Annotated in this window: 14 protein-coding genes; 13 read left to right on the top strand and 1 reads right to left on the bottom strand. The window is 31.5% G+C overall.

The window, feature by feature from the left end; genetic code table 11:
• Positions 1 to 3 precede the first annotated feature (3 nt).
• The 5 genes from L1S47_RS03325 to rlmD all read left to right on the top strand — a co-directional run bounded on the left by L1S47_RS03325 (position 4) and on the right by rlmD (position 4,433).
• Entirely contained in the window at positions 4 to 966 is a 963-nt protein-coding gene (locus L1S47_RS03325) for a methionine ABC transporter ATP-binding protein (protein WP_238882098.1), read from the top strand.
• Positions 967 to 1,608, top strand: a complete 642-nt coding sequence (locus tag L1S47_RS03320; RefSeq protein WP_238882097.1) for a methionine ABC transporter permease — start codon at positions 967 to 969, stop codon at positions 1,606 to 1,608. It abuts the gene before it with no gap.
• Positions 1,609 to 1,641: 33 nt separating this feature from the next.
• Positions 1,642 to 2,448, top strand: coding sequence for a MetQ/NlpA family ABC transporter substrate-binding protein (locus tag L1S47_RS03315; RefSeq protein ID WP_238882096.1), 807 nt, complete (start codon positions 1,642 to 1,644; stop codon positions 2,446 to 2,448).
• Positions 2,449 to 2,623: 175 nt separating this feature from the next.
• Positions 2,624 to 3,013 carry a hypothetical protein gene (locus L1S47_RS03310; protein WP_238882095.1) on the top strand — a complete coding sequence of 130 codons (390 nt, stop codon included), beginning with the start codon at positions 2,624 to 2,626 and terminating at the stop codon, positions 3,011 to 3,013.
• A 64-nt stretch (positions 3,014 to 3,077) separates the two neighbouring features.
• The gene (gene rlmD, locus L1S47_RS03305) at positions 3,078 to 4,433 is read left to right on the top strand and encodes a 23S rRNA (uracil(1939)-C(5))-methyltransferase RlmD (protein WP_238882094.1); all 1,356 of its coding nucleotides are present in this window, start codon (positions 3,078 to 3,080) and stop codon (positions 4,431 to 4,433) included.
• A 462-nt stretch (positions 4,434 to 4,895) separates the two neighbouring features.
• Here the strand turns inward: rlmD and L1S47_RS03300 are convergent, their stop codons facing one another.
• Complete coding sequence (locus L1S47_RS03300; protein ID WP_238882093.1) at positions 4,896 to 5,744, bottom strand: MurR/RpiR family transcriptional regulator; 849 nt, start codon at positions 5,742 to 5,744, stop codon at positions 4,896 to 4,898.
• 471 nt (positions 5,745 to 6,215) lie between these two features.
• On the opposite strand from L1S47_RS03300, the gene gnd reads away from it, so the two are divergent.
• From gnd to L1S47_RS03260, 8 genes are read left to right on the top strand one after another with little or no spacing between them, the layout of a single operon-like run.
• A complete protein-coding gene (gene gnd, locus L1S47_RS03295) occupies positions 6,216 to 7,118 on the top strand; it encodes a phosphogluconate dehydrogenase (NAD(+)-dependent, decarboxylating) (protein ID WP_202769508.1) in 903 nt (300 codons plus the stop codon).
• Between the two features lie 2 nt (positions 7,119 to 7,120).
• Complete coding sequence (locus L1S47_RS03290) at positions 7,121 to 8,122, top strand: D-isomer specific 2-hydroxyacid dehydrogenase family protein (RefSeq protein WP_238882092.1); 1,002 nt, start codon at positions 7,121 to 7,123, stop codon at positions 8,120 to 8,122.
• Positions 8,123 to 8,133: 11 nt separating this feature from the next.
• On the top strand, positions 8,134 to 9,237 hold the full coding sequence (locus tag L1S47_RS03285; RefSeq protein WP_238882091.1) for an iron-containing alcohol dehydrogenase family protein: 1,104 nt from the start codon (positions 8,134 to 8,136) through the stop codon (positions 9,235 to 9,237).
• 10 nt (positions 9,238 to 9,247) lie between these two features.
• Entirely contained in the window at positions 9,248 to 10,078 is an 831-nt protein-coding gene (locus L1S47_RS03280; protein WP_202769511.1) for a PTS sugar transporter subunit IIC, read from the top strand.
• Between the two features lie 12 nt (positions 10,079 to 10,090).
• Positions 10,091 to 10,948: a PTS system mannose/fructose/sorbose family transporter subunit IID gene (locus tag L1S47_RS03275; protein ID WP_238882090.1), complete on the top strand. Its 858-nt coding sequence runs from the start codon at positions 10,091 to 10,093 to the stop codon at positions 10,946 to 10,948.
• A 20-nt stretch (positions 10,949 to 10,968) separates the two neighbouring features.
• Positions 10,969 to 11,472 (top strand): PTS sugar transporter subunit IIB, encoded by a 504-nt coding sequence (locus L1S47_RS03270; RefSeq protein ID WP_202769513.1) that lies wholly within the window; start codon positions 10,969 to 10,971, stop codon positions 11,470 to 11,472.
• Between the two features lie 55 nt (positions 11,473 to 11,527).
• A complete protein-coding gene (locus L1S47_RS03265) occupies positions 11,528 to 12,415 on the top strand; it encodes a hypothetical protein (protein ID WP_238882089.1) in 888 nt (295 codons plus the stop codon).
• A 3-nt stretch (positions 12,416 to 12,418) separates the two neighbouring features.
• Positions 12,419 to 12,871, top strand: coding sequence for a PTS sugar transporter subunit IIA (locus L1S47_RS03260; protein WP_238882088.1), 453 nt, complete (start codon positions 12,419 to 12,421; stop codon positions 12,869 to 12,871).
• The last annotated feature ends 3 nt before the right edge of the window (positions 12,872 to 12,874 follow it).

Below are 12,874 nucleotides of genomic sequence, written 5' to 3'. Positions count from 1 at the left end.
TAAATGATTCAAATTAAAGGCTTAAGCAAAAGTTTTAATGAAACAGAAGTTCTTAAAGATATTAAATTAAATATTGAAGAAGGACAAATTTATGGTCTTATAGGCCACTCTGGAGCAGGAAAATCTACTCTATTAAGATGCATCAATGGATTAGAAACTTATGACTCTGGAAGTTTAACTGTTATGGGACAAGAAGTCTCAGAACTTTCAACTAAGGAAATTAGGGAATTTAGAAAAAACTTGGGGATGATATTTCAAAACTTCAATTTGTTACAAACAAAAAATGTATTTGACAATGTAGCACTTCCTTTAGAAGTTTGGGGATACAATAAAGCAGATATTAAAGAAAAAGTATATAGACTATTAGATTTAGTAGGGCTTAGTGATAAGGAAAAGAGTAAGCCATCTCAATTAAGTGGGGGTCAAAAACAAAGAGTTGCGATTGCAAGAGCGTTGGTGTTAGATCCTAAGATACTATTATGTGATGAGGCAACATCAGCACTAGATCCTAAGATGACAAAGGATATTCTATCATTATTGTTGAAAATCAATAAGGAACTAGGAATTACAATAGTAGTTGTTACTCACCAAATGGAAGTAGTTAAAGAAATATGTGAAAAAGTTGCGCTACTAGAAGGTGGAGTAATTAGAGCAGAAGGAAATGCAGAAGAATTATTCTTAAGACCTGGACTAAGCTTAAAGAAATTCTTAGGAGAAGAAGAAGAAGAAACCCTTCCTGATGTTGGGGTAAATATCAGACTATTCTTCCCAAGAGATTTAAGTGAAAATTCATTAATTACAAAGATGGCAAGAGAACTTAATATAGACTTTTCTATAGTATGGGGTAAACTTGAAAAATTTAGAGATGATGTATTAGGCAGCTTAGTTATAAATGTAAATAATGAATATAAAGAAAAAGTAGTTGAATACTTAAAGAATGAAAATATCAGCTGGGAGGTGCTATAAATGTGGGAAAGTATATTATTACCTGCAATTGAAGAAACACTTATAATGACGTTTTTTTCTACATTATTTGCAATAATAATTGGATTTATTCCAGCAATTATAATGATAATTACTGCACCTGATGGACTTAAACCCAATAAGGTTATATACAGTATATTAGACGGAATAATTAACATATTAAGAAGTTTACCATTTATTATTTTAATGGTAGTACTAGTGCCATTTACTAGAACTATAGTTGGGACAACTATAGGAATTAAGGGGGCTATTGTTCCATTAACTATATCAGCAGCACCTTTTGTTTCAAGAGTTATTGAGTCAGCACTTAGAGAGGTTGATAAGGGAGTAATTGAAGCAGCAAGATCTTTTGGTGCTAGCAATACACAAATAATTTTCAAGGTAATGCTTAAAGAAGCTATGCCAAGTATAATTTTAGGTATCACTTTAACAATTATAAGCATTGTAGGATACTCTGCTATGGCAGGTGCAATAGGAGGCGGAGGCCTTGGAAGTGCAGCTATTAATTATGGATATAATAGATTTGATAATCAGATAATGTTCTATACAGTAGTGGTATTAATTGTATTTGTTCAAGTATTACAAAGCTTAGGTAATTATATTTATAAGAAACAGGTAAAATAGATATATGATTTATAAAAACAAGGAGGACTTATTATGAAAAAAAGAGGATTATTATCATTAGTATTAGTAGGCGCTTTAGCATTAAGTCTAGCAGCTTGTGGAAAAAAGGCTGATGATAAAACTATAACAATTGGAGTTACACCAAAACCACATGAAGAAATAGTGAATGCTATTAAGCCATTAGTTGAAAAACAAGGATATACTTTGAAGATTGTTGAATTCAATGATTATAATACACCAAATACAGCACTTAATGACAAGGAATTAGATGCAAACTTCTTCCAACATCAACCATACTTAGATGAAGTAATGAAGAATAAAGGATATAAGTTAGCAACAGTAACTAAAGTTCATAGTGAATTAATGGCACTATATTCTAAAAAGGCTAAATCAATAAATGATTTAAAAGATGGAGCTACTATAGCTATCCCTAATGATGCAACAAATGGAGCAAGAGCATTAAAATTACTTGCAGCTAATAACCTAATCAAAGTTAAAGATGGAGAATTAATTTCAGCAAAAGATGTTACTGAAAATCCAAAGAACTTTAAGTTCAAAGAATTAGATGCAGCTCAATTACCAAGAACATTAGATGATGTAGATGCAGCTGTTATAAATGCAAATTATGCTTTAGATGCTGGACTAAATCCAACAGATAATGGATTAATAGCTGAAAAATCAGATTCAGAATTTGCTCAAAAGTATGCAAATATTTTAGTTGTAAGACAAGGTGATGAAAATAGTGACAAAATAAAAGTATTAAAAGATGCACTTAACTCACCAGATGCTAAGAAATTTATTGAAGATAAATATAAGGGTGCAGTAATACCTATGTTTTAATTAGAACATAATAGTAGCAGAGACAAATTGTCTCTGCTATTTATTTGCAAATATTTTACTGAGAATATAAATAAGGAATTTTATAATTTACATTTATTTAAACTTTTTGTAATTTGCTAATTAAAGGGTTTTGTAGTATATTTAAAGAATGTAAAATAGTAGGGAGGTAGCTACATTGAGTATTAATGAAGAAAAAGTAGAAGAAGTAATAGAGGACATAACTAAGGAATCGAAGGAAGAATCTGAAGTAAAATCAGAAAATAATATAGAGAAAGCAACAACAAATAAGGAATTTTTGGATATAATGAATTCTGATAAACAAGCTGAGAAAAAAATAGGTGTTTTGGGAAGATTGATTATATCAATAGCTGACCAGACTATTGTTGCCTTTGCAGCATTCATCTTGTTTTATTTAGTTAAATTTATATTAATACCATTAGGATATGAGATAATGGATACTCTAGGTATATATTTCTTTGCATATATCGCAAGTAGTGTATTGTATTTTACAATCGTAAAAAGTATTTATGGAAAAACAATTGGTGAAAAAGCCTTAAATCAATAGGCTTTTTACATAACTATTATTAATTATATATTTAAGAATAAACAGAGGAGGAAGCATCTAACTCATGAAAAAAGGAAATGAGATAACTTTAAAAATTCAAAAAACTGAATTTCCTTCAAAGGGTATTGCTCACATGGATGGGCTTATAGTATATTCTAAAAATTCATATCCTGGACAGCTTATTAAAGGAAAAGTAACAAAGAAGAAAAAAGATTATGCAGAAATAAAGCCTTTGGAGATTATAGAAAGAGCTGAATATGAGGTAGATGCAAGATGCCCTATATTTGGAAGATGTGGTGGGTGTTCATCTCAAACACTTCCGTATAATAAACAATTAGAACTAAAACGTGATGAGGTTAAAGAACTTTTTGAAAATGCCAATGTAGAAACAGGAGAGTTTTTAGGCATTGAAGGAAGTCCAAACCAATGGGAATATAGAAACAAAATGGAATTTACCTTTGGAGATGAGGAAAAGGGTGGAGAATTAACCCTAGGTATGCATATGAAAGGGAGTCCTTTTAGTATAATAACGGTTGATCAATGTAAGATAGTTCATGAAGATTTCAGAAAAATAATAAAATACACATTAGATTATTTCAGAGGTCAAGATCTTCCTTATTATAGAGTAATGAAAAGAGAAGGTTACTTAAGACATCTAGTGGTAAGAAGAGCTGCAAAAACCGGAGAAGTTATGGTTAATTTAGTAACTACCACACAAATAGACTTTTCATTGGATGAATATCTTCAAGGATTAAAAGCTCTTTCATATGAAGGAAAATTAACATCAGTTATTCATACTGAGAATAATTCTTTTTCAGATGTAGTATTTCCTGAAAAGGTAAATCTACTTTATGGAAGAGATTATATAATGGAAGAACTTTTGGGATTAAAGTTTAAGATATCACCATTCTCTTTTTTCCAAACTAACACAGAAGGAGCAGAAAAGCTTTATTCAATAGTAAGAGATTTCATGGGAAATGGAGAAAATAAGGTTGTATTTGATTTATATTGTGGTACAGGAACAATAGGACAAATAACAGCTCCAAAAGCCAAAAAGGTAGTAGGAATCGAACTTATTGAAGAAGCAGTTGAAGCTGCAAATGAAAATGCTAAATTAAATGGATTAAATAATTGTGAATTTATAGCTGGAGATATTGCTAAAGTAATAACTGAAGTGAAAGATAAGCCAGATATTATAATATTAGATCCACCAAGAAGTGGAGTGCATCCTACGGCAATGAAGTATGTTATAGCCTTTAATGTAAAAGACATAATATATGTAAGCTGCAATCCAAAGTCTTTAGTTGAGGATTTAAAGGCATTAACTGCAGCAGGATATAAAATCGAAAAAACACTTTGCAAAGATATGTTTCCTAACACACCTCATTGTGAAACAGTAGTGAAATTAATCAAGCAATAGAATAATTCTTGAAATGTAGATTAATCTAGAATTGGCGAATTGCCAACATTTTGCCGACGCTGAAATTAAAGCGTTGGCAATTTTTATATTAACTGATTTAGATAAAATTATTACTTTTTATAGTACTTTTTCAATTCAGTAGTAGGATATTGTTAATAGTTGTTCATAAAAACCACCTTTCTTTTGTAAGTTTTGAGTGCAAACTAATTTTACAAAAGAAAAGTGGTTTTTTATATTTTTTAATACAAATCTTTGTTAAAGTACTTATTTCTAATTAATTGGTTACTAACTGTCCGTAGGGCAGGCCTTTCGCCATTAGTTCACATACCAAACCTGCGACGGACTTTCACCGTCAAGTTGTTGCCTATGCTTGTACACAAAAACAAAGTGGATTATTCATTAATAATCCGCTTTAAAGGATAATATTGATTATGATTCAATATTATCTTGTTGTCATAGGGTTTAATGCTTTACTTCCCATATAGTGCGTCTAACTTTAGATAAAGCCTCTTTTGATTTTTCTTTATTCATAAACATCAAAATTACATAGAGTGAATCTAGAATGCTCAATTGAGATATACGTGAAGATAAGGCTTCTGAATGAAATTCGATTTCTTCAGATATAGAAATAAAAACGATATCACCTATCTTAGCTAGAGGAGAAGATGCATGACTAGTGATAACAATTACTTTTGCACCAGATTTTTTAACTGTTTCAGCAATTTTAATAGTTTCTTTTGATTTTCCTGTATGTGAGATACAAATTGCACAATCCTGTGGTGTTAATAAAGATGCTTCCATAAGTTGCATATGATAATCAGTAGTATGACGGACACGAGCTGGAGAACGTAAAAATTTATGATATGCATCTTCTGCAAGTATTGCTGATCCACCTAGACCAAAAAAACATAGTAGATTTGAATTTGATATAATTTCAGCAGCTTTTCTCAAATCGTCTAAGCGTAATATCTTCTTAGTATTGGTTAGGGTTTTAATGTTTGAATCAAAGACTTTTTGTGCCATAGCCAATTCATTATCATCAATTTCAATGTTTTCATGAATTGATGTAGTTGAAAAATTATTTTCTTCAATTAATATAGCCATCTTTAATTCTTTAAAGCCAGAATAACCTAACTTTTTTGCGAATTGAAATAAAGTAGAGCCTGCAACATCGAGTTCATCAGATAAATAGCTGATAGAATTGTGAGCCACAGAAATAGGATTTTCAAGTATATAATCTGCAATATTTTGTTCTTTAGCACTTAATCCATTGTATAAAGATTTAATTTTAAGTCTAACAGATACATCCATATTGGTCCTCCTTTTTATAAACGATGTATTGTAACTTTAAAAACAATAAAAAGTTTTTTTGTAATGTATATTTTAAATAGTAATATATAAATCAAATTTATAAAAGAAAATAATAGATAGCGTTTTTATAAGTATATCAAATAGTAATTTTTAGTCAATATCTTGGACAGAGCAAGTCAAAATTAGCTTCTTATTTTTATGAGAAGACTAACAATAATAAGCATTTTTTGAAGTTTTAACAATTAAATAATTAGTAAATTCTTAACGAAAGCGTAGCCAATTATTTATTTTTAACTAAATGTTAGTTGCTTAATGGGCCTGTCACTTTATATAAATATCACAGTATTTCTCAAATTGCAAGTGGAGAATAGAAATACGAAAAAAGTATAATCCCTAAAAAATTTTTTTCGGTAAATATATTTACAAAAAAAATTTTTTTTGATAGAATAAAATATGAAGAGGAGGGATTATATGAAAATAGCTATTATAGGTCTTGGTAAGATGGGTTTAAACATAGCATGTAATTTAAAGAGTCATAATTATGATGTTATGGGATTTGATTTATCTGATAAAGCAAAAGAAGATGCTGAAAAGGCAGGTATCAAAACATTTGATAATTTAGAGAAAATGATAACTTCATTTACTGAAAAGAGAGTTATCTGGTCTATGTTACCTGCTGGAGAAATTACGGAATCTGTATTGAATCAATTGTTAAAGTTACTTTCTCCAAATGACATTGTCATTGAAGGTGGAAATTCAAATTTTAAGGAATCAATACGACGTGCAAAAACTTTTAAGGAGAAAGAAGTATATTATTTTGATTGTGGAACATCAGGTGGAACTTCTGGAGCACTCGGTGGTGCATGTACGATGATTGGTGGAGATCCTGAAGTATTTAAGTATATAGAACCAATTTTCAAAGATATATCAGTTGAAAATGGATACTTATATACTGGCCAATCTGGAAGTGGTCATTTTTTGAAAATGATTCATAATGGAATCGAATACGGAATGATGCAAGCAATCGGTGAAGGTTTTCAAATTGTTAAAGAAAGTGAATTTGATTATGATCTAGCTGCTGTTGCAAGGGTTTGGAACAACGGATCTGTTATTCGAGGTTGGCTTATGGAAATTGCTGAATCACAATTTAAAGCGAGTCTAAATTTAGAAGACTATAGAGGAGTTGTTGCTGCATCTGGAGAAGCGAAATGGACTATTGAAACTGCTTTGGATATGGGAATTGCAGTACCAACAATTGCTTTGAGTTTATTTATGCGTAATTTGTCTCAGGAAGATGATAGTTTTTCTGCTAAGGTGGTTTCGGCTTTACGAAACGGATTTGGTGGACATGCTGTTGTAAAGAAGGAAAAGTAGATATGAAACAATATAAGATAGCCATTGTTAATTCAAGTAGTTTTGGAAAGGTATTCCCTGAACACATTAATCGTTTGAAGAAAATAGGATCTGTTGATTATTTTCAAGTTGATAATGAAATGCATGGAAAAGAACTTGCGAAATTATTAAATGGATACAATATTATCATTGCAAGTGTAACCCCCTTTTTTACTAAAAAGTTTTTTGATTATAAAGATGAGCTTTTGCTGATTACACGTCATGGAATTGGATATAACAATATTGATATCGATGCAGCAAAAGAACACGATACTGTTGTTGCTATAGTTCCGGCTTTAGTAGAACGAGACGCAGTCGCAGAAAACAACATTACTAATTTGTTAGCTGTATTAAGAAAAACAGTAGAATCCAGTAATAGAGTTAAAGCGGATCGTTGGGAAGATCGAGCTAAATTTGTTGGACATACACTTTTCAATAAAACAGTAGGTGTTATTGGGGTTGGGAATACAGGAAGTTGTGTAGTAGAGATAGTTAGAAATGGTTTTCGATGTAATGTTTTGGCCTATGACCCATACAAGTCAGATTTATATTTACAGACTTATGGAGCAAGAAAAGTTGAAATAGATGAATTGTTGACTTCCTCTGATATCATTTGTATTTGTGCAAATTTAACTGAAGAAAATTATCATATGATATGTAAAAACGAAATAGAAAAAATGAAAGACGGTGTTTATATATCGAATAGTGCGAGAGGAGCATTATTGGATGAAAATGCAGTTGCTCAAGGATTGAAATCTGGAAAAATTGCTGGTTTTGCGACAGATGTTTTAGAAGAAGAGCCAGGAAGAAAGAGTCACCCATATTTGGCATTTGATAACGTTGTAATGACTCCTCATACGTCAGCTTATACTATAGAATGTCTAGAACAAATGGGAAATAAATGTGTAACAGATGTAGAGCAAATAGTTCAAGGTGTTTTACCGGAAAGGGCAATTCAGCCAACAAGTAAATTTATCAAAGAATAGGGGTGAGCAAAATGTTGACAGATTTAAAGGTTAAAGTTGGTCCTGAGTTCTATAGATATCATGAAGGTGCAATTGAATTTATTCCGGAATTATTAAGAGAACATAAATCAAAGAATATCTTGATTGTACATGGAACAATTTCTTGGGAAAAAGCTAAGCCTAAAATGAAGTTTTTAGAAACGATAGAGCAAAAAGTTTTCTATCATCAATATACAGGTGAATGTAGCTATTATGGTGCTGATTTAATAGCACAAATAGTTGAAGAAAATGATATCGATTTTATTATTGGAGTTGGTGGCGGAAAACTTGTAGATCTCGTTGGATATGCTGCTCATATTTGTAATGTTAAATATGGTGTCGTTCCAACATTGGTTAGTAATTGTGCACCGTGGACACCTTTATCTGTTATGTATAAAGAAAGTGGAGAATCAGAAGGAAAAACTGAGCATTATATGAGGCAGGCCGTTTTCTTAATAACAGATCCGTATTTAGTGATTGATTCCCCAGTACGTTACTTCATTGCAGGTTTGGCAGATACAATTGCAAAGTGGTATGAATCAGATTCAATTTTAGCGCAAGAACATTTACAGAACGAACCTTTTTTGAAATTAGCGAGTTATACTGCAAAGCTATGTAATGAATCAATTGTACAACAATCGGCTAAAGCAATGAAAGATATGGAGAATAAAGTAGTTTCGGAAGAATTTGTACATTTATCTGAAATTGTAATAGCAGTTGCAGGTTTATGTGGAGGATTGGGAGATAAATATGCCCGTAATGCCGCAGCACATGCAATGCATGATGCAATCGCTAAATATATTCCGGAAAGCCATTCATATCTTCATGGCGAAAAAGTAGCTTATGGGGTTTTGTATCAGTTGGCTCTAGAAGGCAGGTGGTCAACGATTGATTCTTTGATGCCTTTCTATTCAGATTTGAAACTGCCTGTTTCTCTACATTATATGGGATTGTATCCAGAAGATGAAAACGTTCTTGATGATATAGTTGGTTTTATTGATTCAAAAGAAAAAGTTCATTTGATTCCCATTTTAATTACGCCAGAGATTTTGAAAAAAACAATTTTTGATTTAGAAAAATATATAGAAGAGAGGTAGAAGAAGAGTAATGGAAACTTTAAGTGTATTACAGAGTTTTTTAATCGCTTTATGGGTTGGAGCGGTTATGTCAAGATGGCTAGGTGGAGGAGCTACATTAACGCTTCGATTTTCACCTTTAATGACTGGTTTGATTGTTGGTATTGTTATGGGAAATGTTACCCAAGCAATGATTGTTACAGCAGCTCTACAATTGATTTATATGGGTGTTTTCTCTCCAGGAGGATCCATGCCATCAGAACCATCTATTGCAGCAGCTATTGCAGTACCAGTTGCTTTATTAGGAAATTTAAAGCCTGAAGCAGCTATTGCTGTGGCAGTTCCAGTTGGTTTGTTAGGAAGTTATTTATATCAATTCCGTTTTTTTATCAATACATTCCTAGGTAAATATACAGATAAAGCTGTAGAAGATTTAAATGATGGCGCTATTAAACGTTCAATCATTGTTTTACCTACAATTGCATCATTTCTTCTATTTGTACCATTGGTATTTATAGCCTTATATTTTGGGGCACCAATGATTGCAGATGTAATCAATGCTTTGAAAGGAACCTATGTTATTCACATCCTTGATGTTGTTGGTGGTGGATTGGCTGCTATTGGTATTGCCACAACAGTTTATGTAATTGGACGTAAAGATTACTTAGTATTCTTTTTATTGGCATATTTCATGAGTGTTTCATTAAAGTCATTGAATATTACAATGGTAACTTATGCTGTGTTTGGTGTAGTGATAGCTTTAATTTTCAGCATGTCTCAAAAAGGAAAGAATATTCCTATTGCAGCTACTACTAAGGCTACAGAGATATTAGATGAAGATGATTATGATGATGGGTTTTAAGGGGAGGATAAAATGAGCGAAAATGTAAAAAGAGCTGTTGGAGCTCCAGAAGAGATTACAAAAAAAGATGTTACTAAAGCATATTTAAGATGGCATCTTGCAAATGAAATTCCACATTCATTTGAAAGATACCTTGCATCTTCTTTATTGTATGCAATGATGCCAATTTTAAGAAAACTATATAAAGATGATGAATCATTAAAAGCTGCTTATAAAAGACAACTATTATTTTTCAATACTCAGTTAACCTGGGGTGGTGGAGTTATTACAGGTTTAATGGCTTCTATGGAATCACAACGTGCAAAAGAAGAATATGAAAAATCAGAAATAACAATGAAAGATGATTTGATGTATAACACAAAAGCTGGTTTGATGGGTGCACTTGCCGGAATTGGTGATGCAATTGACTCAGGGACTGTGCAATATATATTTATTGCCATCGCTGTTCCATGGGCTCAGCAAGGTAGTGCATTAGGAGCGTTGTTCCCATTCGTTTGTTTTGCAATTTATCAGGTATTATTAGGTATATTCTTTTCTCGTCAAGCATTCAATATGGGACGTAACGCAACAGGATTGATGGCTAGCACAGGCGTTCAGACTGCAATCGATACTTTATCTGTTTTAGGTATATATATGATGGGAATCTTAGCAGGTAACTATGTAAAAGTTAGTTCAACTTTAAACTTTGTAATTTCAGGAAAGAAATTCGTTATCCAAAGTATTTTAGATTCTATTGTTCCAGGTATTTTACCATTGGCAGTAGTTATGGGAGTTTATTGGTTCTACAATAAAAAAGGTTTAAAAGTTACAAAAGCATTATTATTGTTAACATTAATTTTAATTATTTTAGCTGGTATTGGAATTCTATAATTAAAAAGGAGATTTGAAAAATGGGTGTTATAAATTTAGCAAGAGTAGATGAACGTTTAATTCACGGACAAGTTATGGTGACTCTTTCACAGAAGAGTGGGGTAAATTCAATCTTTGTAGTGGATGAAGTTGTAGCAAACGATAAATTCATGAGAGAGTTATATAAAAATGCAGGTAGCCGTACTGGGCAAAAGACAATAGTAATTACGCCAGAGAAAGCTAAATTTTATTGGGATGAATATCAGTTCAAAGATTATAATTGTATCTTGATAGCAAAAACTGTAAAAGTTATGTATGACTTAGTTAAGCATGGAGTACCAATGAAAGAGTTGAATATTGGAGGTATTGCACAAAAAGATGCAAATAAAGATTTACTAGTTACAAAATCTGTTTATATAAACAAAGAGGATGTGGATAGATTAGTAGAAATGAAACAGAAATATGGAGTAGAGAATATCTATTTCCAAGCCACTCCTTCTGCTCCTAAAACAGAATTGAAGGATGTTGTTAGTAAATTTAAATAATTGTTTTTAAATAAAAGATTGTTATTTTCCCTATTATAAAAATTGGAGGTTTATCATGGATGATATTTTTAACGATAGATTAGCTAGGTATTCCTTTATGTATCGTTCACGGAACAGCAATAATGAGAAAACTAGATTTTTGAAGGCACTTGTAACAGATATATTACAAGTGAGAAAAGATATTTCCGTAATCGAATATAGGAATCAAAAAAAAGACAGTGCACGAAATGTGTATGTTGGAGATATTGAAAAGGCAGATCAAATCGTTTGCACTTATTATGATACACCTCCAGCCCATTTAGGAGATTATGTATTATTTGATCGAAAAAAACAAGAAAAACAAACTACAAAAGCTGGTATTTACGCATCTCTAATTTGGGCTTTCTTAGGTATTCTAGGAACACTTTTATACATGAAATTGGTTTCTGCGCCATTTGTTTTATTTTCTGTGCAAACAGCATGTCTTGCACTAATATATGGCGGGTATTTTATAATTTTATCAAGGTTATCAAAAGGTACGTGGAATCGAAAGAATTTAATTAGAAATACATCTTCAATACTTTGCTTGCTACAGATGTTAACAGAGAATAAAAATCAAAGAAAAGTGGCTTATGCATTTATTGATGAAGGTTGCTATGGCGAACGAGGATTAGATGTCTTAATTAGTTCTGTAAAAAAGAATGCAACGGTTTATTATTTAGATTCTATTGGAGCAGATGCTACTTTAAATGTAATGGGTCCACAATTTAAAGAAGAGCTTGCTGAATCTAAAAAATTCCGATATGTATCACCTAAAGATAAAATCAATTACTTATTTTCTGCGGATATGAATCAAAATAGTGAGTTTTATTTAGATAAGTCAAAATTAAATAAGAAAAATTTAAATTATAACCATTTTACTCAAGCAATTGAATTGTTAAATCAAAATATAAAAGGAGATTAATTTATGTTAGGAATTGTAATCGCCACACATGGTACTTTAAGCAACGGTATCAAAGATGCAGCTGAAGTTATTATGGGAAATACAGAAAATATAATAACTGTAAATTTGAATGCAGGAGATGATGTTGAGAAACTTGGGAAGAAGATAAATAACGCTATTTTAGAAGTAAATCAAGGTGATGGTGTTGTGGTATTGGTTGATTTAGTGAGCGCAAGCCCATATAACCAATCAGTTCTTGTTACAAATCAGTTAGATCCAGAACTAAAAGATAAGGTTTATATTATTGGTGGAGTTAACTTACCTATGTTATTGGAAATAATCAATCATCAAATTTTAGGTACACAAATTGAAATAGTTGCAAAATCAGCTGCAGAACAAGCAAAAGAATGTATTAGCTCATGGCATGTTCCTGTTGATGTAGATGCTAATGAGGTTGACGAAGATGATGATTTTTGATGG

The organism is Clostridium sp. YIM B02551, assembly GCF_022324735.1.
Lineage (GTDB): Bacteria > Bacillota > Clostridia > Clostridiales > Clostridiaceae > Clostridium_T > Clostridium_T paridis.
Note: the sequence above shows the minus strand (reverse complement) of the source record. Positions and strands in the feature narration are given on the sequence as shown.